The sequence below is a fragment of the Streptomyces otsuchiensis genome (assembly GCF_004305975.1).
Classification (GTDB): Bacteria; Actinomycetota; Actinomycetes; order Streptomycetales; family Streptomycetaceae; genus Streptomyces; species Streptomyces otsuchiensis.
This window is the reverse complement of record NZ_BHZI01000053.1, coordinates 1-24,308: the sequence shown is the minus strand read 5'-3', so window position 1 is coordinate 24,308 and position 24,308 is coordinate 1. Positions and strand designations below refer to the sequence as shown.

The window sequence follows — 24,308 nt, the reverse complement described above, 5'->3', positions numbered from 1 at the left end:
AGAGGGGGCAGGCCCATGGGTAAGGGCATATCCCGCCTGATGGCGGGCGAAGTCCGCATGGAGTGCCAGTTCGAATAATCGGCTGATATTCGTTAGCCTGTCAATGATTCTTTGCGGATTCGTTGTTCAGGCGTACGCTGGTTGCGGATTTCGTAACGTATGAAAGGTGGTCAGGTGGAGCTCGACGACATCGACCGGCAGATCATCGCCCAGCTCCAGGGCGACGGCCGGCGCCCGTTCACGCAGATCGCGAGCGACCTGGGGGTGAGCGAGGGGCTGGTGCGCTACCGCGTGCAGCGGCTGACCAGGGAGAAGGTCATGCAGGTCGTCGGCATCGCCGACCCGCTCAAGATCGGCTTCGACCTGATGGTGATGGTCGGCATCCGGGTCCGGCCCGGGCTGGTGCGCGAGGTGGCCGACCGGGTGAGCAAGTTCCCCGAGGCCAGCTACGTGGCCTCCATCGGCGGGGATCTCGATCTGCTGCTGGAGGTCGTCTGCCGGGACACCGCGCACTTCGCGGATCTCCTCAACAACCGTCTCCACCACATCGAGGGCGTGACCTCGACGCAGACCTTCCTGATCCTGGAGATCCACAAGATGGCGTACGGCTGGGGCGTTCCGGACGCACCGGCCGCCGAGCGTCCCGAGCCGCACGTCCCCGTGCTCCGGGAGTGAGGCGCCCGGGGGGCGGGCCGCTCCGCCGGTCATGTCCGCTCCCTGGCCCAGTCCGCGATCTCCCCGGCGGTGGCCGTCCAGATCGCGTCGTCCTGGGCCGCCGCCGCCACGATCCGCTCCAGAAGCTCCAGCCGGCCGGGACGGCCGATGACCTGCGGGTGGAAGGTGTGCACACACAGGCCGCCCAGGCGGTCGATTCCGGCCGCCTCGGCCGCCCAGATCGCCCCGGCCGCCTCGTTGGTGGCGATGGTCCGGCTGAACGAGGTCTGCGCGAACCAGAAATGGGCCGCGTCGTCGAGCGTCCAGTGCACCGGCAGCTCGACCACGTCGGTGCCGGGATGCCGGTAGGGCCTGATGTCCGCCATCAGGTTCGAGGCGTAGGAGAGGCCGTGCCGGTGGAGCAGTTCGACGGTGTGCGCGCTGACGTCCCAGGACGGTGCCCGGTAGCCCCGGGCGGTGACGCCGTGGGTGGCCCGCAGCGCCGCCAGGCCGCGCAGCAGCTCCTCTTCCTCCTCGTGGGCGGTGAGAGCCGCGGGCGGACGGTGCGTGTATCCGTGGTGGGCGATCTCGTGCCCCGCCTCCAGCACGCTGCCCACCGCGTGCGGGTAGCGCTCCGCGACCCGGCCGGGCACGAAGAACGTGGCGCGTACCTCGTAGCGGCGCAGCAGGTCGAGCACCAGCGGCACCGCGACCCGGGGGCCGTACTCGCCCTGTGACAGCAGCCCCGGCCTCCGCGCGGCACTGGGCTGTTCGGCCAGCCAGACCTCGTCGGCGTCGAGGTCGAAGGTCAGGCACGCCGCCGAGCGTGCGCCGCCGGGCCAGGCGGGCTCAGCCACCGTCGGGGACCTTGTGCGGTTCGGTGATGCTCAGCACGTTGCCCTCGGGGTCGTGGAACGCCCGGAAGCGGTACCAGATCCCGCTGGGGTGATCCCACCGCCGGGCCTCTCCGGCCCAGGTCACCTTGCCGTCGAGCGCCGCCACGGCCTCGTCGAGGTCCGTCACCGTCAGCCCGAAGGCGGACAGCCCCGGGGGGTCCTGCGCAGCGACGTGCACCCGCCGCTGCGGCTGCTCGGTGGAGGCGGTCTCGAATATGTAGAGCGTGACCTCGCCGGCCTGCAGCGCCGCCCAGCCACTGCCCTGTTCGTAGGGGAGGAAGAGCGGCAGCCCCAGGACGTCGCGGTAGAAGCCGACCATCCGCTCGACGTCGCGGCACAGCAGATCGATGTTGTCCAGATGCACGGCGGCCTCCTCAGGCGTCGAGTCCGCGGCCGGTGTTGCCGCGCAGCGCGTCGAACTCGTAGATGTTGTTCATGCCGATGGACAGGCCGCCGTCCACGGGGAAGGGGTGGCCGGTGGAGAACGAGGACTCGTCCGAGCAGAGGAAGAGCGCCATGGCGGCGATCTCCTGCGCCGTGCCCAGGCGGCGCAGCGCGTGCATGCTCGTGACGGCCTGCCGCGCGGCCGCGGGGTCGGGGTGGTCGTCGGCCCACTGCTCGACCATCGGCGTCTCGATGTAACCGGGGACGATCGCGTTGCACCGGATGTTGTCCGGCCCGTGCTCCACGGCGATGGCCCGGGTCAGCGCCAGGATGGCGCCCTTGCCCGCCGCCTGGACGGCGATGCCCGGCTCGGGAACGACCGCGAAGGTCCCCGACATGGTGACGATGCTGCCGCCGCCCAGGCGCCGCATCCGGGGTACGGCGGCGCGGGCGCACAGATAGGTGCCCCGGACGTCCACGGCCATGAAGGCGTCCCAGCGGTCGGGCTCGGTCGCCATCAGCCCGCCCTCGTGCCTGGCCCCGGCCTGCGCGACGACGGCGTGCGGACCGCCCAGCTCCTCGGCGGCCGCCATCAGGGCCTCCACGTCCTCCTCGCGGGAGACGTCGCAGCGCAGTGCGGTCGCCCGCCCGCCTGCCTCCTCGATTCCCCGGGCCACCGCACCGGCCTCCTCGACCAGGAGGTCGCCCAGCACCACATGGGCGCCCTCCGCCGCCAGCCGCTCCGCGATGGCCTTGCCGTTGCCCCGGCCGGCCCCGGTGACCACCGCGACCCTGTCTCTCATCCGCATCCGTGCTCCTCGGGCTCCTGTTGGCGAAATCCTTGACGGACCAGCCGCCTCATCGAGTGATTCGTTAAGCTAGCACGCAGGCTTTGCGAAATGAACAAGATGCGTCGATCATTCTTCGATTCTCGAGAAGGGGCGACAGAACGCCATGGAGACGGACATAAGCAGCAGGACCTTCCGCGTCGCCGCGATCCCGGCCGACGGAGTGGGCGCCGAGGTGGTCGCGGCCGGCCGCACCGTCCTGGACGCGCTCGCCGCCGACTCCGGCGGCGCCTTCGCCTTCGACTGGACGGAGTTCCCCTGGGGCTGCGGCTACCACGAACGCACCGGGCGCATGATGGACGAGGACGGACTGGAGCGGCTGGCGACGTTCGACGCCATCTACTTCGGGGCCGTCGGCTGGCCGACCGTCCCGGACCATGTCAGCCTGTGGGGACTGCGGTTGAGGATCTGTCAGAGCTTCGACCAGTGGGCCAACGTCCGCCCCGTGCGCTTCCTGCCGGGCGTCCGCAGCCCGCTGCGGTCGGCCGACGAACACGACCTGGACTGGGTGGTCGTCAGAGAGAACAGCGAGGGCGAGTACGCCGGCCTCGGCGGGCGCAACCTCGCCGGCCGGGGCCCGGGCGGCGAGGTCGCCGTCCAGACCGCCCTGTTCACCGAGGTCGGGTGCGAGCGCGTGATGCGCTTCGCCTTCGAGCTGGCCCGCACCCGCCGGCACCGCAAGGTCTCCAGCGTCACCAAGAGCAACGCCCAGCAGTACGGCATGGTGCTCTGGGACGACGTCTTCCGCCGGGTGGCGCGGGACTACCCCGACGTCGAGTCCGAGAGCGTGCTGGTGGACGCGATGGCCGCCAGGTTCGTGCTGCGGCCCCAGGACCTCTCGGTGGTGGTCGCCTCCAACCTCAACGCCGACATCCTCTCCGACCTCGGGAGCGCGCTGGCCGGCAGCCTCGGCCTCGCCGCCAGCGCCAACCTCAACCCCGAGCGGCGCTTCCCCAGCATGTTCGAGCCGGTGCACGGGTCGGCCCCGGACATCGCCGGGCAGGGGGTGGCCAACCCGATCGGTGCCGTCGGCAGCGCCGCGCTGATGCTCCAGCACCTCGGACTGCCGGACCAGGCCGCCCGGCTGGAGCGAGCCGTCGCCGCCACCACCGAGGCCGGCGTACTGCCCCGGGACCTGGGCGGCACCGCCTCCACCGGGGAGGTCACCGCCGCGCTGGTGGACCACCTCGCCGACTGAGCCGCGCACGGCCGGCCGCGCGGGCGCGACCGGCCGTGCGGGCGGTGTGCGGCGGCGGGCGGTGTGCGAAGTGCCACGGGGCCGTTGGCGGACACGCGCGGCGCCGGGGTGCCACAGTGGAGTACCCGACACCGGCCAGCTGGAGAGTGAGACCAACCGTGCGCCTGCTTCTCATCCGCCATGGGCAGACCCCTTCCAACGTCCGCCAGCTGCTGGACACGGCGGAACCGGGGCCGGGGCTCACCCCGCTGGGACAGCGACAGGCGGAGGCACTGCCGGCAGCGCTGGCGGGAGAGGAGATCGGTGCCCTCTACGCCTCGAACCTGACGCGTGCCCAGCAGACCGCCGAGCCGCTGGCGACGCGGACAGGGCTGGAGATCCAGGTCCGCGACGGTATCCGCGAGCTGTCCGCCGGGGAGCTGGAGATGCGCGGTGACGAGAGTTCCGTCGAGACCTACCTGAGCACCGTCTTCGCCTGGTCCGCCGGCGACACCGAGGCGCGCATGCCCGGCGGGGAGAACGGCGAGGAGGCACTGTCGCGGTTCGACGCCGTGGTCCGGGAGGCCGCCGGAACGGGAGTGCCCACCGTCGCGATGGTGAGCCACGGGGCCGCGATCCGCATGTGGGCGGCGGCCCGCGCGGACAACGTCGACGTCGCCTTCGCGGCCGCCCACCATCTGGAGAACACCGGTGTCGTCGTGCTCTCCGGCACGCCCGACGCGGGCTGGCACGCCGAGCGCTGGGCCGACCGGACCGTCGGCCGTGAGCGTGGCTCCCGGAACGAGAGCGGCCCCGCCGGCGACACCATCGACGACGCCTGAGCCCGTTCGGCGGCCGCCGCGACGGAGCACCGTGAACGGCCGCTGTACTCAGAGGTGGACGCGCCGGCCCACGATCATGGTCGTCGCGTCGGGGACGTCGAGCAGGTCCGCCGGGTGGGAGGTGAACCGGTCGAGCAGCCGGTAGATCCGCCACCGGGCACGAGAGCGCAGCCCCTTCGGCTCCAGGGCGACGCGTGCTTCGGACAGGACGTAGCTCGCGTCCAGGACCCCGGGCAGGCCGGGATCGACGAGCGCGGCCGCCGCCAGGATCTCGCGCGGCCGGAAGTCGTCGTCGTACCCGATGCTGACCCGCACGACCCACACCCCCACATCCGTCCCGGCGCCGTCGACGACCGGTGTGCTGTCGGTGCCGGCCGCGGGGGTGTCCCGGGTGCGGCAGCACAGGATCACGACGCGCCGGTGCAGGCTGTTCTCGTTCTCCAGCTGCATGCGGAGCGCGAGCGGCGCGCGCTGATGGTCGTGGCCGATGAAGACGGCGGTGCCGTCCGGCCGGGGGAGCTCACCGCCGCGTGCCCGGACCTGCGCGACGACCTCGCCGATGGGCAGTTCGAGCGCCCGGCTCGCGGCACGGACCTTCGCCCGCGCGGTCCACCAGGCGTACATGACGGTTCCGAGCGTGAGCGTCACCAGCACCGGAAGCCAGCCACCGGTGCGGATCTTCGGGAGGTTGGCCACCAGCACGGCCAGGACGACGCACAGCACCACGACGGCGACGGCGAGCCACGCCCACTTCCGCGACTGCGCCAGCCGGACCGTCAGCAGCAGCGAGGTGACGGTGATGGTGATCGTCACCGCCAGTCCGTACGCCGAGGCGAGGGCGGCGGAGCTGCCAAATCCCACCACCAGCAGGATGACGCCCGGCAGCAGCAGCCAGTTGACGACGGGCAGGTAGACGCGCGGGCCGCGCACCGTTCCGTGGGCCGGTGGCAGCAGCCGGAGCCGGCCGGCCTGGTGGACCACGGTGAAGGCGCCGGAGATCACCGCCTGGGAGGCGATGACGGTGGCCGCCGTCGCCAACACGACCGCGGGCAGGGCCAGCCAGGTCGGCACCAGCGCGTAGAAGGCCGACCCGGTCACCGGGCCCTCGGAGAGGATCGCCGCCTGGCCGACGTAGGTGAGCAGCAGCGAGGGCATCACCACGAGCATCCACGCCCGTGTCACCGCCCGGCGCCCGAAGTTCCCCATGTCCGCGTAGAGCGCCTCGGCCCCCGTCACCGCGAGGACGGCGGCGCCGAGCGAGAGGAACGCGGTGTGCGGGTGCTCCGCGAAGTAGAGCACCGCCCAGTGCGGCGACAGCACCGCCAGCGCCTCCGGCTGGCGGACGACCGCCGCCAGACCCACCCCCGCGCTCAGCGCGAACCAGCCGATCATCACCGGGCCGAACCAGCTGCCGATGGCCTGCGTGCCGCGCCGCTGGACCAGGAACAACGCGATCAGCACGCTCAGCGCCAGCGGCACGACGAACCGGGCCAGGCCCGGTGCCGCGACCTCCAGCCCCTCCACCGCCGACAGCACCGAGATGCCCGGGGTGATCAGGCTGTCGCCGAGGAAGGCCGCGGCGCCGATGATGGCCAGCGTCGTCAGCACCCTCCGGGTCCGCGGCGACGTCCGCCGGTCCCGCCGCAACAGCGTCAGCAACGCCAGCAGCCCACCGTCACCGTGGTTGTCCTGCCGCAGCAGCAACCTGACGTAGAGGACCGCCACCACGCTGACCATCAGCCAGATCACGGTCGAGGTGGCCCCGAACACCACCGCCCGCGAAGCATCGGGCGTGGTCTTCAGCACGGCGTCCATCGCGTACAGCGGGCTGGTGCCGATGTCGCCGAAGACGACTCCCAGCGCGCCCACCACCGCGCCCGGACCGGCGGCGCGCACCGTGCTCACGCCGGTGCCGGCGCGGGCCCGGCCGTGCGGGCCCGCACCCCGGGTTCCGGACGGGCCGGAGCGACTCCGCCGTGCGCGACGTGCGCCACCTGCGCCTTCCCCGCGACGAACCTTCACGGGGAGAGCGTATTTCCGATCTCCCCGGCGCGCTGGGTGACCGGCGCGCGCCGCGGACGGCGACGGCTCTGTGAGTGAGAGCCGTCGCCGTCCGGGGTCAGTCCGCGCGCGGGCATGGCGGCGTGGACCGAGTGGTCCAGCCGGGTGACCACCGCCCGTACCCGCGCTGCTGCCAGGTGGGCGGCAGGCGCCGGGCTAGCGGTTCGCCGCCTGCCGCTCCTCGGAGTGCCGGTTCTCCGGCGCCTCGTGCGGGGGCGTCACCGCGGAAGAGGCCGTGGCGGTCGTCCCGGCGGGGACCTGGGCGGCGCCCGGGGGCGGGCCGATCCGCCGGGTCAGGGCCTCGCCCTCCACGTCGAGGTCCGGCAGCGCCCGGTCGAGCCACTTCGGCAGCCACCAGATGTTCTTGCCGATGATCGCCATCGCGGCGGGGACGATCAGCATCCGGACCAGGAAGGCGTCTGCGATGACGCCCACGGCGAGGGCGAAGCCGATGGTCTTGATGATCGAGTCGTCTCCCAGCGCGAACCCGGCGAAGACCCCGAACATGATGAGGGCGGCGGCGGTGACGACCCGGGCGCTGTGGGCGAAGCCGTCGACGACGGCCTGCCGTGCCTCGGTTCCCCGCACGTACGCCTCGCGCATCCGGGTGACGAGGAAGACCTCGTAGTCCATGGCCAGACCGAAGAGCACACCGGTCAGCAGCAGCGGCAGGATGAAGAGGACCGGCGAGGTGGCGTCGAGGCCGATCAGGCTGTTCAGCCACCCCCACTGGAAGACGGCGACCGTGCAGCCGAGGGCCACACCGACGGAGAGCAGGAAACCGAGCGCGGCCTTGAGCGGCACGAGGACGGACCGGAAGACCAGGACCAGCAGGACGAAGGCCAGCCCGACGACCACCAGCAGGTAGAGCGGGAAGACGTCCGCCAGCTCCTGGGAGATGTCCACGCCGACGGCGGTCTGGCCGGTGACCATGGCCTGGGCGCCCGTCTCGTCGGGCAGGCCGGAGAGCGCGCCGCGGATCGAGTCGACGAGTTCCTTGGTCGTGGCGTCGGAGGGCCCGCCCTCGGGGATCACCGTGAAGTTGGCCAGGTCGACGGCGTCGAGCTGTTCGCCGAGAGCCTCCCGGGCCTCCTCGGACCCGTCGGCCAGCGGCGGGATGATGTGGGCGACGCTGCCGCCGGCGGACTCCAGCTCGCCGTGGACGATGTCGACGGCCGCCAGCTTGTCGTCGGCGCCGGCGGTGTCGACGACGACGAGGAGCGGGCCGTTCATTCCCTCCCCGAAGTTGTCGGCGATGAGGTCGTGGGCGACCCGGCTGTCGCTGCCGGCCGGGTTGACGCCGCTGTCGAGGATCGCGAGTTCCATGCTGGCTACCGGGATGGAGATGACACCGGCCAGCGCCACGCCTCCGACGAGGGTCGAGAAGCGGTGCTTGGTGACGGCCCGCGCCCAGCGGCGCCCGGCGGTCTCCGCCTCCGGAGCGTCGGGGCCGGTCCCCTCGGATGCCTTGCGGCGGCGGGGCCTGACCACCGAGCGCCCGGCGAAGCCGAGGAACGCGGGCAGCAGCGTCAGCGAGATGAGCACCGCGAACGCGACCATCGCCGCCGCCGCGACACCCATCTGCGTGAGGAAGTCGATGCCGGTGATCGCCAGGCCCAGCAGCGCGATGATGACCGTCAGGCCGGCGAAGATCACGGCGGAACCGGCGGTGCCGACGGCGGTTCCGGCGGCTTCCTCCAGAGAGCGGCCCGCCCGTACCTCGTGCTGGTAGCGGGAGAGGATGAACAGCGCGTAGTCGATGCCGACCGCCAGGCCGAGCATGGTGCCGAGCGCCGGGGTGACCGCGTTCAGCTCGACGAACCCGGTCAGCGCGGTGATGCCGGCCGCGCCGATGCCCACGCCGATGATCGCCGTGACCAGCGGCATCCCGGCGGCGATCATGGAGCCGAAGGTGATCGCGAGGACGACGAAGGCGACACCGATTCCGATGACCTCGGCGAGATCGTCGTGCAGGTCCGCGCCGGCCGCGTCGCCGCCGACGACCGCGCGCAGCCCGGCGTCCTCCGCGCTCTGCTTCACGGCGTCCAGCGCCTCGTGGTCCGCCGTGGCGACCTCTCCGGGCGGCGTGCTGTAGTTGACCGCCGCGTAGGCGACCGCGCCGTCCTCGGAGACCGTGCCCGTGGTGAACGGATCGTCCACGGAGATCACGCTCCCCGTGTCGGCCAGGGCGAGGGATTCCTCGATGACCTGACGGTGCGCGGGGTCGGTCAGCGACTCGCCCGCCGGCGCCTCGAAGACGACCCGGGCGGTCGCGCCGTCCGGGCTCGCACCGGGGGAGCGTTCCTCGATCAGCTCGAACGCGTCGGTCGACTCCATGCCCCGCAGGGTGAAGCTCTCGGTGGTCTTGCCGGAGAGGGTCGCCGCGCCGACACCTGCCAGCGCGAGGAGCAGGAGCCAGGCCACCACCACGACCCTGCGATGGATGAAGGACCAACGGCCCAGTTTGAACAGCTGCCATGCCATGGCGGATATCCCCTTCGTTGAGGACGAACGGTCGGTGAGATGAGTGATTCGCGTGTCTCGCGCGCGGCGCGGCGCCGGGGGTGACGTCGTGTCACCGGGGCCGGTCGCGGTCTCCCGGGGCCTTGCCGCCGGGGTGCCCGGTACGGGCGGTGTTCGTGATGCGTCGTGCCGTGCCGTGCCGTGCTGACGACTTCCGTGTCGTGCCGACGGGGGCGGTGGCTACGCGGGGGTGGCTACGCGGGGCTGGCCGGGTTCCGCAGCCAGGCCGTGCTGTCGGCCGGGAGCATGCCGTCGACGAGCGGGCGGCTCGACAGCAGTACGTCACCGGGCGGCAGGTACGCCGGGGTGTCGCCGAAGTTGGTCACCGAGGTCCAGCGCGCTCCGCGGGTGAACGCGACCAGCCGCGGTCCCAGGTCGAGCCAGGTCACCGGCCCCTCGGTGCGCAGCTGCCGGCGGATGCGCAGCGCCCGGCGGTAGAGGGAGAGGGTGGAGCCGGGGTCGCCGGACTGGAGCGCCACGGACAGATCGCCGAACCAGGTGGGCTGTGGCAGGTGTGCCGCGTGCTCGCTGAATCCGAAGAAGGGCGCCTGGGTGTTCCAGGGCAGTGGGACGCGGCAGCCGTCGCGGCTCGGGACGGCGGCGTCCTCCTTGCCGGTGACCGGGTCCTGGGCGACCTCGCGGGGCAGCGACACCTCCGGCAGTCCGAGCTCCTCGCCCTGGTAGAGGTAGGCGCTGCCCGGGAGGGCGAGTATCAGCATGCTCGCGGCGCGGGCACGGTCCAGGCCGGTGCCGCCGGGCGGGGGAGGGGCGTCGAGGGTGCCGCCGGCCGGATCGGTGCCGTTCACCGGATCGGCCGCCAGGCGGGTCGCGTGGCGCGGCATGTCGTGGTTGGAGAGCACCCAGGTGCTGGACGAACCGCTCGCCTCGGCCAGGCCGAGGTTCTGGCGGATCACCTCGCCGAACGCCGTCGCGTCCCAGGAGGCCAGCAGCAGGTCGAAGTTGAAGACCTGGCCCAGGCTCCGCGGGCTCGCGTAGCGGGCGCGCCGGTGTGCGGCCACCCATGCCTCCGCGACGGCGAACCGCGGCGGCTCGTAGCTGTCGAACAGCGCGCGCCACTCCGCGTACACCTCCTGCACGTCGTCCCGGTCGTAGATGGGGTTCTGCCCCTCGCCGAAGAGGACGCCCTCACCGCGACCGTCGGCGCCGCCGACCAGCGCGGGGAAGCCGGGCAGCACGTCGTCCCAGTCCGGCAGTGGTTCGCTCAGGTCCTTGGTCAGGCACATCGCCGCGTCGACCCGGAAGCCGGCGACGCCCCGGTCGGCCCAGAAGCGCAGCGTGCGGAGGAAGTCCGCGCGTACCTCGGCGTCGGCCCAGTTCCAGTCGGGCTGGTGGGGGGTGAAGAGGTGCAGGTACCACTGGCCGTCCGCCACGCGCGTCCAGGCGGGCCCGCCGAAGAACGCCGGCCAGTCCGAGGGCGGCAACTCCCCGTTCTCGCCCCGGCCCTCGCGGAAGACGTAGCGCTCCCGGGCCCTGGAGCCGCGCCCGGCGGCGAGTGCCTCCCGGAACCACGCGTGCCGGTCGGAGCTGTGGTTGGCCACGATGTCGATGACGACCTTGATCCCGGCCTCGCCGAGGCGGCGGACCACCTCGTCGAACTCCTCCAGCGTCCCGATGGCCGGATCGACGTCGCGGTAGTCGTCCACGTCGTAGCCCCCGTCCGTCAGGGCCGAGGGGTAGAACGGGCTGAACCAGACCGCGTCGACGCCGAGTTCTACGAGGTGGTCGAGGTGGCTCAGCACGCCCCTCAGGTCACCGATGCCGTCGCCGTTCCCGTCGGCGAAGCTGCGCGGATAGACCTGGTAGACGACCGCCTCCCGCCACCAGTCCGCGCCGCTCGGGTCGCGGCCGGTGACGGTGTCTGTGCTGTGCGCGTTCGGCATGGTCTCTCCCAGATGCTCAGCCCGGCATGACGGCGCCGACGGGTCAGCGCTTCTCCAACACGCTACACCAAAAAGTTCCGCGTGGAACTTTTCGCGTATGGTGGAGCCCTGCCCGTCCCGCGCACCCCGCGCGGCGGCGGCCCGAGGCCCGGAGGGGCCCCGCGCCGCGGCGGGTGAGCACTCGGTGAACCGCGTCTCCGCCATACTTGCGGGGTCGCGTCATCGGGGAAGGGAGAGGTGATGACAGGCGTGAAGAACACCGGAGAACAGGCGTCGTCGGCGACGCCCCGAGGGCAGCGGGGCTCCTACCGCAAGGGAGTCGAGCGCCGCCGTCAGATCCTCGACCGGACCGTCACCGTGTTCAACGAGCGCGGCTTCGAGAACACCTCGCTGCGCGCCATCGCGGAGTCGGTCGGCCTGACCCACGCCGCGGTGAACCGGTACTTCGGCTCACGCGAGCGCCTGTTCCTCGAAGTGCTGCGCGAGGCCGACCAGCGGGCCGAAGCCGAGCTTACGGTGGACGAAGGGCTGGGGGCCGCGCTGCGCAGCGCGGACGTCGTCACCCGCGTGCCGGGCCTCATGGCGCTGTTCAACAGCATGCTGGCCCGCGCGCTGGAATCCGATAACGAGGAGTCGCGCGCCTACTTCGTCGAACGCTACGAACGGCTGCGCGGTCAGATCCGGCTGATCCTCGACCACGGACGTGCGGCCGGCGTCGTCCGCGACGACGTGCCCCTGGACGTCGCGGCCTCGCTGCTCCTCGCCGCCCTGGACGGACTCTCGACCCAGTGGCTGCTCGACGACAGCGTGGACATGCACGCGGGCATGGCGCTGCTGGACCGGCTGCTCACCGCGGTACCCGCCGAGGAGACGCCGGGGTCCGGCTGAGATCCCGCCGGGGTTGAGCTGTTCGACCGGTTCCGCCCCGCCGGCCACGCCCTTCCCGGTGCGGGCGGCGGGGCGGAGCCGTATCCGGTTCGGCGTGGTGTCAGCTGCGGCGGGCGGCCCACACGGTGCGTTCGGTGCGCACCGACAGGTCGTCGCGGCGCAGGAGGCTGTGCGGGCCGTCCGGGTCGAGCAGCCGGTCGAGCGCGGCGAGGTCGCCGGCTGCGAGTGTCTCGGCGGCGGCGCCGCGCACCCGCTGGAGGACGCCGGACGCGTAGCGGGCGACGGCCGGGTCGTGGGAGCCGTCCATGTCCACGGTGACGGTGCGTTCGCCGGTGAGCGTGAAGCCGGCGGCGTCGATCATCGGTCCCCAGTCGGCGCCGCGGTGCGGCAGGTGTTCCGCGTGGAGGCGGTCGGCCGCCGCGTGGCAGCGCTCTTCGAGGCCGGGCCGTTCCTCGGGAGCGTCGGCCGGCAGGAAGCGGGGGAGTCCGGCCAGCTCGACGACGGCGAGCAGCGCGCCGGGGGCGAGGAGGTCGTGGAGGGCCCGCAGGGCGCGGGCGGGGTCGGCCAGGTGGTGCATCGAGGCCGAGGCCCAGACCAGGTCCGGCGCGCCGAGGTCGGGCCAGGCCTCGGCGTCGAGGTCGGCCCGCACCGTGTGCACGCGGTCGGCGACGCCCTTGGCGTGCGCCGCGTTCCGCAGCCGGTCGAGGTGCCCGGGGGAGGAGTCGACGGCGGTGACGTGGGCTGCCGGGAAACGGTCCAGGAGGGCGAAGGTGCCCGCCCCCGTACCGCAGCCCAGGTCGACGATGCGGGAGGGGGCGGAGGTCAGGGGCAGCCAGGCGGTGATGGCGGCGGTGTGCTCGGCGAGGACCTCCGCGTCGAGATCGAGGATCTCCGCCTGGGCGGCGTCCTCGGCCGGCCGGTGGAGGCGGTGGTGCGCGCCGGTCAGGGGGCTGTGCGGGTGTGGGTGCGACATGTCGTCACCGTACGACCGCCTTGCGTCTGCGGCAGGGCGTGTCCCGGAACGCGCAAGACGGAGGCGGCCCCGCGTGCCCGATGCGCAAGGAGCGCCCGCGCCGGGGGTGTGCCGGGAGGTGGTGTCACGCGCGGGGGCCGGCGGCGGCGGCGCTGTCGCGCTGGTGTCCGCGGCGGGCGTCGCGGTCGAAGATGCCGAGGATCTCGCACGGGCCGCCCTCGGCGCCGATAGCGTGCGGCATCATCGTGGGGAACTCGGCGGCCTGATTGGTCTCGACGCGGACGCGGCGGTGACCCAGCATCAGGACGGCGGTGCCGGCGAGCACCACCAGCCACTCCCGTCCCGGGTGGGCGCGCATCCGGGCGGGGTTGTCGGGCGGCGGCCCGGTGATCCGCTGACGGACCACGCTCATGCCCGGGTCGCCCTTGACGGGCCAGCGCATCAGGCCGTGGGCCCCGTCGATCGTCGGGCTGGTGACGATGTCGTCGGTGGCGGTCTCCACGAGCTGGTCGAGGGTGGTGTCCAGGGCGCGGGCGAGGGTCACGAGCTGGTCCAGGGCGAGCCGGCGCTGCCCGTTCTCGATGCGGCTCAGCGAGGACTGGCTGAGGTTGGCGCGGGTGGCCAGTTCCTCCAGCGACCAGCCCTGTGCGACCCGCAACCCGCGGATCCGCTTGCGCACCAGGCTGTCCAGCTCGTCGTCCTCTTGCGTCATGGGCAACATGGTATGCGTCTCACGCGGTCGGCGCGGCCTGATGTGCCCCCGGTGCGGGGGTGCGGGGGTGCGGCGGGGCCAGGTGCGGCCGGGTCAGGCGAGGTCGGCCGGGCGTACCCGCAGTTTGGCGGCGATCCGGGCCAGGGCCAGCTGGTCGGCGGCGGACAGCGGGTCGAGTACCTGTTCCCTGACCGCCCGCACATGGGTCGGGGCGGCGGCCGTGACGACCTCGAAGCCGGCGTCGGTGAGGGAGGCGATCGTGTAGCGGCCGTCGTCGGGATCGGGTGAGCGCTCCATCCAGCCGCGCTGCTCGAACCGCTTCACGACGTTCGAGAGCCGGGAGAGCGAGCCGTTGGCGAGGTAGGCGAGTTCGCTCATGCGCAGCCGGCGCTCGGGCGCCTCGGAGATCTGGCTGAGCACGAGGTACTCGAAGAGGGTCACTCCCGCCTCGCGCTGGACCGGCGCCTCCAGGCGGCCGGGCAGCAGCAGGATGAGCGAGATCAGCCCGGTCCACGCCTCCTTCTCCGCCGGGTTCAGCCATGCCACCTCGTCTGGGGAGCCGTTGTCGTCGCCCGGGGTCGCAGTCGCCATGGGGACACGATACTCAGCCGCTCTCACTTCACGCATGAAGTAAAACCGTGGTACGGTCACTACAAGCTTGAAGTCAACGAGAAGGAGTTCCCCATGTCCGCCACCGTCAATGACCGGCCGCGGTTGTTCTCCACCCCCGGCTACGGCGACGCGCTGTTCGACACGAGGCACTACCGGCAGGCGGTGAGGACCGGCGACCGGGTCGAGATCTCGGGGCAGGGCGGGTGGGACGAGGAGTTCGCCTTCCCCGAGTCCCTGGAGGACGAGATCGTCCGTGCCTTCGACAACGTCGAGCGCACGCTCGCCACCGCCGGCGCGACCTGGCGCGACGTCATCTCCGTGGACTCGTACCACCTCCCGACCGCCACCGACACCATCGGTGACGACCAGACCCGTGTCATGGTCGAGCAGTTCCGCCGGCGCATGGGGGAGCGCGCCCCCATCTGGACCCAGATCGGCGTGGCGGCGCTCGGCGCCCCCGGTATGCGCGTCGAGATCCGGGTCGCCGCCGTCATCGGCGAGCGCGACTGACGGGTGGGCCCCGGGGTGCGCGCGCCCCCGGATGCGCGCACCCCGTGTCCGGCCCGGCGCGTCCGGTGCGCACTCCTCCGTCGGTGACCCCCTGACTTGCCCACTGGGAAAGTCAGGGGGTACTTTCCTGGTGGGAAAGTCAGGGACCGGCTCCGCGTGGGGCCGTCACGGGAGGGCGAAGGTCGTGAGTACACCGGTGAACGCCGAACAGGCGTGGAGGGATCTGCAGCGCATCCGGGTCCCGCAGGAGCGCGTGCTCGACGAGGCCGAGCGGAGCGCTTCCGGCGGTCCCGCGGCGGCGTACGGCACGGCCGCGCTCATGTGGGTCTTCCTGGCCGGTCTCGGACTCGACCTGCCCCGGTGGGGCGTCTGGCTGGCCATCGCCGCCTACGTCGCGCTGCTGGGCGCGCTCGCGGCGGGCCACCACCGCAGAAGCCGGATGCGACTGCACCGCACCCGCTGCACCTGGCGGATGTCCGCCGCGTTCGCCGCCGGGGGAGTGGCCATCGCCGGGGTGACCCTGCTCTCCGGCGGACTGGTCGAGCCGCTGGGGCCGCCGGCCGCCGGCCTGGTCCAGGCGACCGTCTCGACGGCGGCGTTCCTGCTGTTCGTCGGACCGGCGGGCCGCTGGGCCACGGGCTCGCTCCGCGGCGACGGCGAAGCGGCGACCCGTCAGGTGGCGGGCCGATGAGCACTCCCACCGGATTCGACGAGCTGATCCACCCCGCTACCCGGCTGTCCGTCGTCGCGCTGCTCGCGGCCACCGAATGGGCGGACTTCGCGTTCGTCCGCGACAGCCTCTCGCTCAGCGACTCCGCGCTCTCCAAGCAGCTGCACACCCTCGGGGAGGCCGGCTACCTGGAGCTGCGCAAGGAGGGCGGCGGCCGCAAGCGGCGCACCACGGTACGGCTGACGGACCACGGGCGCGCCGCGTTCGAGGGGCATGTGGCGGCGCTGCGGGCGATCGTCGAGAGCGCTGGGCCACCACCCGCGACCGGCGTGGCCCAGCCGTCCACCACCGAGGCGCGACAACGACAGCACGGCCACGCGGAGGCGGCACGATGACGTCCACGGCACCACCCGGACCCGCTCCGGCCTCGCCGCCCGCCACCACCGCCCAGCCCGTGATCCGGGCCCGCGGCGTCAGCATGGCCTACGGCGGCACCGACGTGCTCCACGGCATCGACCTGGCCATCCACCGCGGTGAGGTCTTCGCCCTGCTCGGGCCCAACGGAGCGGGCAAGACCACCACCGTCGAGATCCTGGAGGGCTTCCGGCGCCGCTCCGCCGGGGAGGTCAGCGTCCTCGGAGCGGACCCGGAGCGGGGCGACGACGCCTGGCGCGGCCGCATCGGCCTCGTTCTCCAATCCTGGCGCGACCACCGCCGGTGGCGGGTCGGGGAGCTGCTGTCCCACTTCGCGACCTACTACCCCGAGCCCCGCGACCCGGCGGCCCTGCTGGCCATGGTCGGCCTCACCGGCCACGCCGACCAGCAGGTGGACCGGCTCTCCGGCGGTCAGCGCCGCCGGCTGGACGTGGCGCTCGGCATCGTCGGCCGCCCCGAACTCCTCTTCCTGGACGAGCCGACCACGGGTTTCGACCCGGAGGCGCGCCACGAGTTCCACCTTCTCGTCGAACGGCTGGCCCGCGACGAGGGCGTCACCGTCCTGCTCACCACCCACGACCTGGTGGAGGCCGAGCGCCTCGCCGACCGGATCGCCATGCTGGTCGGCGGCCGGATCCGGGCCTGCGGCAGCCCGGCGGAGCTGGCCCGCCGCGCCGCCGCCCGGGCCGAGGTCCGCTGGACGGCCGACGACGGGACGACCCGCCGCGAACGCACCGCGGACCCCTCACGACTGGTCTGGGAACTCCACCGGGACGCGGACGGTCCCATCGCCGGCCTGGAGGTCCGCCGCCCGACGCTGGAGGACACCTACCTGCACATGGTGCACCGCGAGGACGACGCACCCGCCCCCGAACACCCGGACGGCACGGACGGTGCCGTGGGCGCGGAGGCACGGGCCGCATGAGAGGGACACCCATGACGACCACGAAGGACCACCCCGGCACGGCGGACCACCCCGGCACGGGGGAACCGGCGGAGCTGACGGGGCCACCGGCACCGCGCCGTCCCACCGGCCGTTTCTGGCGGGCCGGCCTCCGTCGCGGCGGCATCGAACTGCGGCACCTGCTCCGCAGCCCCAAGGAGCTGTCCGGCCAGCTGACCAACGTGGTCGTCGCGCTGCTGATCGCCTCCTACGTCAGCGGCGAGGTGCCCGGTACCTCGACCCCGCTGTCCCACCTGGTGCTCGCGGGCTTCGCCGCCTATCTGCTGTTCCAGGTCGGGCTGATCAGCCTCCCGCAGATGCTGGTGACCGAGCGGGAAGAGGGCACGCTGCTGCGGCTGCGCACCACCCCCGGCGGGATTCCCGCCTACCTCGTCGCCAAGTGCCTGCTGGTGGTGGTCATGGCCGTGGGCGCCCTGGCGCTGCTGCTGGCGGCCACCGCCCTGGTCGCGGACGGGCCGCTGCCGCGCGGGCCGGGCGGGTGGCTGACGCTGCTGTGGGTCACCACGCTCGGGCTGCTCGCCGTCGTGCCGCTGGGCGCCGCCATCGGCGCGGTCCTGCCCAACCCGCGCGAGGCACTGGCGCTGATCATGCTGCCGACGATGGGGCTGCTGTTCACCTCGGGAGCGGTGTTCCCGCTGACCGCGATGCCCGGACCGGTGCAGCAGGTGGCCTCCCTCTTCCCGCTGAAGTGGATGGCGCAGGGCCTGCGCGCGGCCCTGCTGCCGGACACGGCGCGGGCCGCCGAGGTCGCCGGCTCCTGGGAGCTGCCGATGGTCGCCCTGGTGCTGACCGCCTGGGCGGTGCTCGGCTTCCTCCTCGCGGTGCCGCTGCTGCGCCGGGCCGCCCGCCGGGAGTCCGGCTCCCGGCTGAGCGCGCGGCACCGCCGCGCGGAGCGGAGCGGGGCGCCGCCCGGGTAGCCGGGGCCACCACGCGGGCGCGCGTCAACGGCCCTGCTCGGCATCCTCGTCGGCGCCGCACTCGCCGTCTCCGGCGCGCTGATGCAGGGACTGACCCGCAACCCGCTGGGCAGCCCCGACATCATCGGGTTCAGCGGCCGAGCGCCGGTGGCACCCGCCGCCCGGCCCTCGGCCGAACACGGGCGCCACCGGCGCCGGGCGTCAGGCGGCGCCGCCGGGACGTCCGCCTAGGTACAGCTCGGAGAGCTGCGGGTCGGCCAGCAACTCCGAGGCCGGGCCGGTGATATGGACCCGGCCCAGGTCCAGGACACAGCCGATGTCGGCCGTCTCCAGCGCCCGCCGGGCGTTCTGCTCGACCAGCAGCACCGCCGTGCCCGCGTCGCGCATCCGCACGACCTGCTCGAAGACGGTGGCGGTGGTCTTCGGGTCCAGGCCCATCGAGGGCTCGTCCAGCAGCACCACCTTGGGGTCGACCATCAGCGAGCGGGCGAACTCGACCTGCTTCTGCTGGCCGCCGGAGAGCAGCCCCGCCAGCTGTTTCCAGCGCTCGCCGACGATCGGGAAGAGGTTCTGCACGAACTCCACCCGCTCGGCGACGCGTTCCTTGTCGCGCAGGGTGTAGGCGCCCAGCAGCACGTTCTCCCCGACGGTCATCTCACGGAAGACGCTGTGGCCCTGGAGCACGTGCGCCAGCCCGGCGGAGAGCATCTGCTGCGGCTCACGGCCGGTGACGTCGGTGCCGTCGACCAGCACCCGTCCCGAGCGCGGCTTCAGCAGCCCGCTGGCCACCTTCAGCACCGTGGACTTGCCCGCTCCGTTCGGGCCGACGAGGCAGACCACGGTGCCCGGCGGCACCTCGATGGTCAGGCCGCGCAGCACCATCGCCGCCCGGCCGTAACCGGCCTGGATGTCGTCGAGGGTGAGCAGCGGACGGACGGGCGCCGCCGTGGCGGAGGCGCCGGCGGTCTCGGTTCCCGGGGTCGCCGGTTCAGATGCCAAGGTATGCCTCCAGCACTCTCGGGTCGGACTGGACGACCGACGGGGGGCCCTCGGCGATCGGACGGCCCCGGTCGAAGACGATGACGTGGTCGGACAGGCTCATCACCATGTCCATGTTGTGCTCCACCACCAGGAAGGTCTTGCCCTCCGCGTTCAACTCCCGCACCAGCGTGCCGATGCGCCCGATCAGCGCCGGGTTCACCCCGCCCGCCGGCTCGTCCAGCATGATCGTCTCCGGGTCGGCCATCAGGACGCCCGCCAGCTCCAGCAGCTTCTGCTGACCGTAGGAGAGGTTGCCGGCCTCGATGTGCTCCAGGTGGTCGATGCCGACCCGCACCAGCAACGCGCGTGCCTTGTCGACCTCCTCGGGCTTGCGGGAGCCGGTGAACATCTCCCGCAGCCGGTCGCGGCGCACCGCGACCAGCATGTTCTCCAGCACCGTCATCCGGGGGAAGACCCGGCACAGCTGGAAGCTGCGCCCGATGCCGCCGCGAGCGATGGCGTGCGGCGCCTTGCGGGTGATGTCCCGGCCCCGGTAGCTCACGCTCCCGGAGTCGGGGGCGATCATCCCGGTGACGCAGTTGAAGAACGTCGTCTTGCCCGAACCGTTCGGTCCGATCAGGGCGTTGATCTTGCCGTGGTGGAAGGTCACGGTGGCGTCGTCGACGGCGTGCACCCCTCCGAAGGACTTGCTCAGCCCCACGGTCTCCAGGCTGCGGGGTGCCGCGGCCGGCTCCGGCGCGGCCGTGGAGCCGCCGCCGGTGCCGGTGGTGGTCCGGGTGGTCATCGCTCCTCCTCCTTCCCGGAACCGGCGGCGCCGGCTCCGTCCGTGCCGCCGTCGTCCGTGCGGTCGCCGTCGCCCGCCGTGCCGCCGGCCGCCGTGCCGCCGGCGGTGCGCGCGGCGGCCTCGGCGGCCGCCTCGCGGTTGCGTTCCAGCAGTTCGGCCGCGGTCATCTCGCGGATCGAGGACTGCTGCGGGCCGAAGCGCCGCACCAGGTCGCGGGCGGCCGGGATGATGCCGTCAGGCATGAAGAGCACCACCAGCGCGAGTAGCAACGCCGTCGCCACCAGGTGGAGTTGGGTGTCACCGAACTCCATCTTGAAGTACTCCAGCGCGGAGCCCACGATGAGCGCGCCCAGCAGCGGACCGAAGAGGTGGCGCACCCCGCCGAGCAGGGCCATCAGCACCATGTAGGCGCCGAGCATGATGGAGAACTGGAAGATCGGGTCGAGGTCGCCGAACCACAGCGCGTACATGCCGCCGGCCAGTCCGGTGAAGGTGCCGGAGATCAGGTAGGCCGCCAGCTTGTAGTTGCGGGTCGGCACGCCGAGCGCCTGCGCCTTGTCCTCGTCCTCCCGCACCGCCTTCAGCCCCATGCCGAACTGGGAGCGGTCGATCGCCCACCAGGCCAGCAGCATCACGCCGAGCAGCGCGGCGAAGAGGTAGAAGAAGACGCGGTGGTGCTCGGGCCGCAGCAGCTCGGGGAAGGGCCGCGGCACGACCAGGCCGTTGGAGCCGCCGGTGAAGGCGTCCCAGCCCTGGAAGACCAGGAGCGTGATCAGCACGAACGAGATCGAGACGATCACGAACGACGCGCCCCGCACCCGGAGCGCGGCGACCCCGACGGGGATCGTGACCACGAGCACGACCACCCCGCCCAGCAGCCACGCCACGAACGGCGACAGCTCCAGGTCCCGGATCAGCAGGGCCGTGCTGTAGGCGCCGAGACCGAAGAACGCGGCGTGGCCGAGGGAGACGTAGCCGGTGAAGCCGCCCATGAAGTTCCACGCGGTGGCGGTGCACGCGTAGCTGAGGACCACCACCCCGGCGGAGAGGATGTAGGGGTTGGGCGCCATCGAGGGGAAGGACAGCAGCAGTGCGGCGCAGACCAGGAAGGCTCCCAGCCGGATCAGCCGGCCGGTGGTCAGCCGGCCGCGCCACGGTCCGGCGCCCGCCGGGCGGCCGGCGCCGCCGGGGCCCGTCGTGTCGTCGGGGGCGGTGGAGGACCGGGTGTCAGAAGCGCTGGGCAAGACGACCTCCGAAGAATCCCTGCGGACGCAGCATCAGCGTCGCGAACAGCGCGACGTAGAAGAGCGTCTGCGCCCAGGTGGTGCCGAGCGGGACCTGCAGCAGGCTCTGGCCAATGCCCAGGACCATCGCCGCGATGGCGGTGCCGGGGATGGAGCCGAGGCCGCCGACGACGATGATCGCCATCAGCGGGCCGATCCAGTGCCAGTGCAGGGACGGATAGATGGTGGCGTCCAGCGACAGCGCGGTGCCGCCGATGGCGGCGGTGGCCAGGCCCAGCCCGAAGCCGAGTCCGGCGACCCGGTCGGTGCGGATACCGACCAGCTGGGCGGCCTCCTTGTGCTGGATGGTGGCCCGCAGCGCCTGGCCGAACCGGCTCTTCTTCATCAGCAGGTACAGCAGAGCCAGGGACAGCGCCGCCAGGGCGAACGCCATCAGCTTGACGACGGCGACGCTGGCGCCGAGGAAGTTGATGCTGTCGCCGGAGTAGGGCAGCTGGATGCGGCGCTGGGTGCCGCTCCACACGAACCCGATCATGCCCTCGATGAACAGGGCGATGGCGAAGGTCAGCAGCACCGACATCATGGTCAGCGTCGCCGGCCGCAGCCGGGTGATGAGCAGCCGCTGCATCCCGACGCCGATGCCGAAGAACAGCGGGACGGTGATGAGCAGCGAGAACAGCGGGTCCCAGCCGGTCTGCTGGTTGAAGTACCAGGCGATGTACGCGGCGAGGATCAGGAAGGCGGAGTGCGCGATCATGACGACCCGCATCACGCCGAAGTACAGGGTCAGGCCGGCGGCGAGCAGGGCGTAGAGTCCGCCCAGCAGCACCCCGAGGACCAGGCTCTGGAAGAGAAGTGCGGTGTTCACCCGGCGGTCACCAGGCCGGCTTGGGGAAGACGAAGTCCGCTTCCTGGGCGTCCTCCGGCAGCACGATCCGGATCTCGCCGTCCACGTACTGCTGGATCAGATGGGCGCTCTGCGGGCGGCCCGCGTCGTCCCAGCTGAGCGGTCCGACCACGGTGTCCACCTCGGCGTCCCGCAGCCAGTCGATCAACTGCTGCTGGCAGTCGCCCTGTTCGGCGCAGCCCACCGCCTCCACCGCGGCGGCGACGACCTGCCCGGTGGTGAAGGCGTTGGCCTCGTCCTCCGAGGGCGGCGAACCGTGGATCTCGGTGTAGCGCTCCACGAAGTCGGTGTTGGACTCCCAGGCGGCCTCCGGGGTGTAGCCGGTGGGCGACAGGATGCCCTCGGTCTTCGCGCCGATCGCCGCCGAGAACTCCGGGTTGGTCGGGGCGGTCGAGAACGCCGCCAGCCGCGGCTGGTAGTTGAGCTGCTGCAGCGAGACGATCAGGTTGACGGCGTCCTGGTACTGGGTGCCGCCCACCACCACGTCGGCGCCGGAGGAGCTGATCTTCGCGGCGATGGATGAGAAGTCGGTGGTGTTGGGCGGGTAGACCTCGTCGACGACGATCTCCAGGCCGCCCTCGGCCAGCTTGTCCCGCAGGCCGTACGCGGTGCCCTGGGCGAACGGGTCGTCCATGGAGGCCACCGCCACCGTCTGCGGCCGCTCGTCCTCGGGCAGGCCGAGCAGGTACTCCGCGAGGTAGTCGTAGTGGTCCTCGGCGATGGCGGGCGCCGCGTAGAAGAGGTTCTCGAAGCCCTGCTCGAAGACCTCGCCGGCGGCGCCGGCCGGTTCGACGAAGAGCATCCCGTACTCCTCGGCGACCCGGGCGCTGGGCACCACCAGCCGGGTGGAGAAGGGGCCGAAGATCAGGTCGACCTGGTCCTTGGCTATCAGCGCCTCGTAGTCCTGCACCACGCGGTCGGCACTGGACTGGTCGTCGAGGATCTTGAGCTCCACCTGCCGGCCGAGCAGTCCGCCGTCCTCGTTGACCATCTGCGCCCACGCCTCGTAGCCGCGCTGGACGCCCTTGCCCGGTTCCGAGAAGTCACCGGTGAGCGGGAGGGAGACACCGATGACGATGGTGTCGTCGGAACCGCCGCCGCCGGAGTCCCCGGAACAGGCGGTGGTCAGGACGAGCGCGCCCGCCGACAGAGCGGCGGCGACACCCCAGGTGTGTTTCCTGCGCGAGGACATACAGGTCACTCTCCTTGCTTCGTTGCAAATGAGGCCTTGAGTACGGCAGTTGCCGACGGCACCGCATGGGGGAGGGGTGAGGCCGGCGCGAGGGGTGCCCGAGTCGGCGGCGGTGAGGCCGGTAGTCGAGAACGAGACAGACAGTAAGCGCTTACGTAAGCGTTTGCGGTACCGTACGTCCGCGGACGGGGTGTGGCAAGGGTCACGGACGAAGAAGGTGGTTCCGGTGGGACGAGGTGCACGCCGAGCGGCACCGGCCGAGGGGTCCGGAGCGCCGCGCCTGGTCGATGTCGCCGAGCTGGCCGGGGTCTCCACCGCCACGGCCTCGCGGGCGCTGCGCGGCCGGGACGGAGTCTCCGAGCAGCTGGCCCGGCACGTCCGCGCCGTCGCCGCCGACCTGGGCTATGTCGCCAACCCCCACGCCGCCACCCTCGCCGGCGGGGTCACCCGCGTGGCCGGGCTGATCGTCTACGAGATCGGCGACCCGTACTTCTCGGAGATCGCCAGCGGCGCCGTCCGCGTCGCCGTCGCCAACGGCTGGACCGTCCAGATCGGCCACACCGCGCGCGAGTCACGTGCCGAACTGGCGCAGATCCGGCTGATGCGCGCCCACCGGGTCGGTGCCATCGTGATGGCCGGATCCGGCTACACCAGGCGCGCCGACGAGGAGGCCGCCAACCAGGAACTCGCCGACTACCAGGAGTCCGGCGGCCGGGTCGCCGTCATCGGCCGGCACCACCTGCGCTGCGACGCCGTGCTGCCGGACAACCGCGCCGGGGGCGCCACCGTCGCCGCACACCTCCTCGGGCTCGGGCACCGCGCCATCGCGATCGCGGCCGGCCCCGCCCAGCTGACCACCATCGCCGACCGGCTCGCCGGAGTCCGCGCCGCGCTCGCCGACGCCGGAGTCGACCCCCGGCAGGTGCCAGTCACCCACTGCGCGTTCACCCGCGAGGGCGGCCGGGAGGCGATGGCGCGCATCCTCCGCGAACACCCGGGAACCACCGCTGTCCTCGCGCTCAACGACACCATGGCCATCGGCGCGCTCTCCGTGCTCCGCGAACGCGGCGTCCCGGTCCCGGAACAGGTCTCGGTCGCCGGGTTCGACGACATCCAGGTCGCCCAGGACCTCGCCCCCGCCCTGACCACCGTGGCGCTGCCGATGGCCGACTACGGCAGCACCGCCCTGGAGATGGTGCTGCGCCCCCGCTC

Annotated in this window: 25 protein-coding genes; 11 read left to right on the top strand and 14 right to left on the bottom strand. The window is 72.6% G+C overall.

Annotation, left to right across the window (positions count from 1 at the left end; all coding sequences use genetic code 11):
- Positions 1-174: 174 nt before the first annotated feature.
- A complete protein-coding gene (locus tag E0D90_RS07735; RefSeq protein ID WP_219806382.1) occupies positions 175-675 on the top strand; it encodes an Lrp/AsnC family transcriptional regulator in 501 nt (166 codons plus the stop codon).
- A gap of 29 nt (positions 676-704) precedes the next feature.
- Here the strand turns inward: E0D90_RS07735 and E0D90_RS07730 are convergent, their stop codons facing one another.
- From E0D90_RS07730 to E0D90_RS07720, 3 genes are read right to left on the bottom strand one after another with little or no spacing between them, the layout of a single operon-like run.
- Positions 705-1,511 carry a polysaccharide deacetylase family protein gene (locus E0D90_RS07730; RefSeq protein WP_130797122.1) on the bottom strand — a complete coding sequence of 269 codons (807 nt, stop codon included), beginning with the start codon at positions 1,509-1,511 and terminating at the stop codon, positions 705-707.
- Entirely contained in the window at positions 1,504-1,914 is a 411-nt protein-coding gene (locus E0D90_RS07725; protein WP_130797121.1) for a VOC family protein, read from the bottom strand. Before E0D90_RS07725 ends, E0D90_RS07730 begins: the two co-directional genes overlap by 8 nt.
- Before the next feature lie 10 nt (positions 1,915-1,924).
- The gene (locus E0D90_RS07720; RefSeq protein ID WP_157996833.1) at positions 1,925-2,737 is read right to left on the bottom strand and encodes an SDR family NAD(P)-dependent oxidoreductase; all 813 of its coding nucleotides are present in this window, start codon (positions 2,735-2,737) and stop codon (positions 1,925-1,927) included.
- A 151-nt stretch (positions 2,738-2,888) separates the two neighbouring features.
- On the opposite strand from E0D90_RS07720, the gene E0D90_RS07715 reads away from it, so the two are divergent.
- Both E0D90_RS07715 and E0D90_RS07710 read left to right on the top strand, forming a co-directional pair.
- Positions 2,889-3,980 carry a tartrate dehydrogenase gene (locus E0D90_RS07715; protein WP_130797119.1) on the top strand — a complete coding sequence of 364 codons (1,092 nt, stop codon included), beginning with the start codon at positions 2,889-2,891 and terminating at the stop codon, positions 3,978-3,980.
- Positions 3,981-4,138: 158 nt separating this feature from the next.
- A complete protein-coding gene (locus E0D90_RS07710; RefSeq protein WP_130797118.1) occupies positions 4,139-4,801 on the top strand; it encodes a histidine phosphatase family protein in 663 nt (220 codons plus the stop codon).
- Between the two features lie 48 nt (positions 4,802-4,849).
- Here E0D90_RS07710 and E0D90_RS07705 read toward each other — a convergent pair whose 3' ends face one another.
- The 3 genes from E0D90_RS07705 to E0D90_RS07695 form a co-directional block, all read right to left on the bottom strand.
- The gene (locus E0D90_RS07705; protein ID WP_130797117.1) at positions 4,850-6,706 is read right to left on the bottom strand and encodes a KUP/HAK/KT family potassium transporter; all 1,857 of its coding nucleotides are present in this window, start codon (positions 6,704-6,706) and stop codon (positions 4,850-4,852) included.
- Positions 6,707-7,018: 312 nt separating this feature from the next.
- Positions 7,019-9,346, bottom strand: a complete 2,328-nt coding sequence (locus E0D90_RS07700; RefSeq protein ID WP_130797116.1) for an MMPL family transporter — start codon at positions 9,344-9,346, stop codon at positions 7,019-7,021.
- 233 nt (positions 9,347-9,579) lie between these two features.
- A complete protein-coding gene (locus E0D90_RS07695) occupies positions 9,580-11,286 on the bottom strand; it encodes a glycoside hydrolase family 13 protein (RefSeq protein ID WP_130797115.1) in 1,707 nt (568 codons plus the stop codon).
- Positions 11,287-11,526: 240 nt separating this feature from the next.
- On the opposite strand from E0D90_RS07695, the gene E0D90_RS07690 reads away from it, so the two are divergent.
- Positions 11,527-12,174 carry a TetR/AcrR family transcriptional regulator gene (locus E0D90_RS07690; protein WP_103501708.1) on the top strand — a complete coding sequence of 216 codons (648 nt, stop codon included), beginning with the start codon at positions 11,527-11,529 and terminating at the stop codon, positions 12,172-12,174.
- A 100-nt stretch (positions 12,175-12,274) separates the two neighbouring features.
- On the opposite strand, the gene E0D90_RS07685 is transcribed toward E0D90_RS07690, so the two are convergent.
- From E0D90_RS07685 to E0D90_RS07675, 3 genes are all read right to left on the bottom strand, one after another.
- Positions 12,275-13,147 carry a class I SAM-dependent methyltransferase gene (locus E0D90_RS07685; protein WP_130797114.1) on the bottom strand — a complete coding sequence of 291 codons (873 nt, stop codon included), beginning with the start codon at positions 13,145-13,147 and terminating at the stop codon, positions 12,275-12,277.
- A 124-nt stretch (positions 13,148-13,271) separates the two neighbouring features.
- Entirely contained in the window at positions 13,272-13,859 is a 588-nt protein-coding gene (locus E0D90_RS07680) for a helix-turn-helix transcriptional regulator (RefSeq protein ID WP_227870066.1), read from the bottom strand.
- 93 nt (positions 13,860-13,952) lie between these two features.
- Positions 13,953-14,450 (bottom strand): MarR family winged helix-turn-helix transcriptional regulator, encoded by a 498-nt coding sequence (locus E0D90_RS07675; RefSeq protein ID WP_103501711.1) that lies wholly within the window; start codon positions 14,448-14,450, stop codon positions 13,953-13,955.
- Between the two features lie 93 nt (positions 14,451-14,543).
- Between E0D90_RS07675 and E0D90_RS07670 the strand changes: the two genes are divergently transcribed.
- The 6 genes from E0D90_RS07670 (at position 14,544) to E0D90_RS28570 (ending at position 18,198) form a co-directional block, all read left to right on the top strand.
- Positions 14,544-14,981: a Rid family hydrolase gene (locus tag E0D90_RS07670; RefSeq protein ID WP_130797112.1), complete on the top strand. Its 438-nt coding sequence runs from the start codon at positions 14,544-14,546 to the stop codon at positions 14,979-14,981.
- A gap of 184 nt (positions 14,982-15,165) precedes the next feature.
- Positions 15,166-15,672: a hypothetical protein gene (locus E0D90_RS07665; RefSeq protein ID WP_130797111.1), complete on the top strand. Its 507-nt coding sequence runs from the start codon at positions 15,166-15,168 to the stop codon at positions 15,670-15,672.
- Entirely contained in the window at positions 15,669-16,046 is a 378-nt protein-coding gene (locus E0D90_RS07660; RefSeq protein ID WP_227870065.1) for a transcriptional regulator, read from the top strand. Before E0D90_RS07665 ends, E0D90_RS07660 begins: the two co-directional genes overlap by 4 nt.
- Positions 16,043-17,011 (top strand): ABC transporter ATP-binding protein, encoded by a 969-nt coding sequence (locus tag E0D90_RS07655; RefSeq protein WP_130797110.1) that lies wholly within the window; start codon positions 16,043-16,045, stop codon positions 17,009-17,011. The genes E0D90_RS07660 and E0D90_RS07655 overlap by 4 nt, the downstream gene beginning before the upstream one ends.
- 11 nt (positions 17,012-17,022) lie before the next feature.
- Entirely contained in the window at positions 17,023-17,967 is a 945-nt protein-coding gene (locus E0D90_RS07650; RefSeq protein ID WP_130797109.1) for an ABC transporter permease, read from the top strand.
- A gap of 33 nt (positions 17,968-18,000) precedes the next feature.
- Positions 18,001-18,198, top strand: coding sequence for an iron chelate uptake ABC transporter family permease subunit (locus E0D90_RS28570; protein ID WP_438827380.1), 198 nt, complete (start codon positions 18,001-18,003; stop codon positions 18,196-18,198).
- On the opposite strand, the gene E0D90_RS07640 is transcribed toward E0D90_RS28570, so the two are convergent.
- From E0D90_RS07640 to E0D90_RS07620, 5 genes are read right to left on the bottom strand one after another with little or no spacing between them, the layout of a single operon-like run.
- Complete coding sequence (locus E0D90_RS07640) at positions 18,169-18,966, bottom strand: ABC transporter ATP-binding protein (protein ID WP_227870064.1); 798 nt, start codon at positions 18,964-18,966, stop codon at positions 18,169-18,171. The two genes, E0D90_RS28570 and E0D90_RS07640, sit on opposite strands and share 30 nt — an antisense overlap.
- Positions 18,956-19,753: an ABC transporter ATP-binding protein gene (locus E0D90_RS07635; protein ID WP_103504713.1), complete on the bottom strand. Its 798-nt coding sequence runs from the start codon at positions 19,751-19,753 to the stop codon at positions 18,956-18,958. Before E0D90_RS07635 ends, E0D90_RS07640 begins: the two co-directional genes overlap by 11 nt.
- Entirely contained in the window at positions 19,750-20,997 is a 1,248-nt protein-coding gene (locus tag E0D90_RS07630; RefSeq protein WP_227870063.1) for a branched-chain amino acid ABC transporter permease, read from the bottom strand. Before E0D90_RS07630 ends, E0D90_RS07635 begins: the two co-directional genes overlap by 4 nt.
- A complete protein-coding gene (locus tag E0D90_RS07625; RefSeq protein ID WP_130797108.1) occupies positions 20,981-21,865 on the bottom strand; it encodes a branched-chain amino acid ABC transporter permease in 885 nt (294 codons plus the stop codon). The genes E0D90_RS07630 and E0D90_RS07625 overlap by 17 nt, the downstream gene beginning before the upstream one ends.
- A gap of 7 nt (positions 21,866-21,872) precedes the next feature.
- The gene (locus tag E0D90_RS07620; RefSeq protein ID WP_174856161.1) at positions 21,873-23,096 is read right to left on the bottom strand and encodes an amino acid ABC transporter substrate-binding protein; all 1,224 of its coding nucleotides are present in this window, start codon (positions 23,094-23,096) and stop codon (positions 21,873-21,875) included.
- 226 nt (positions 23,097-23,322) lie between these two features.
- Between E0D90_RS07620 and E0D90_RS07615 the strand changes: the two genes are divergently transcribed.
- Positions 23,323-24,308 (top strand): LacI family DNA-binding transcriptional regulator (locus E0D90_RS07615; RefSeq protein WP_130797107.1); only part of this gene is annotated, 986 nt, incomplete at its 3' end.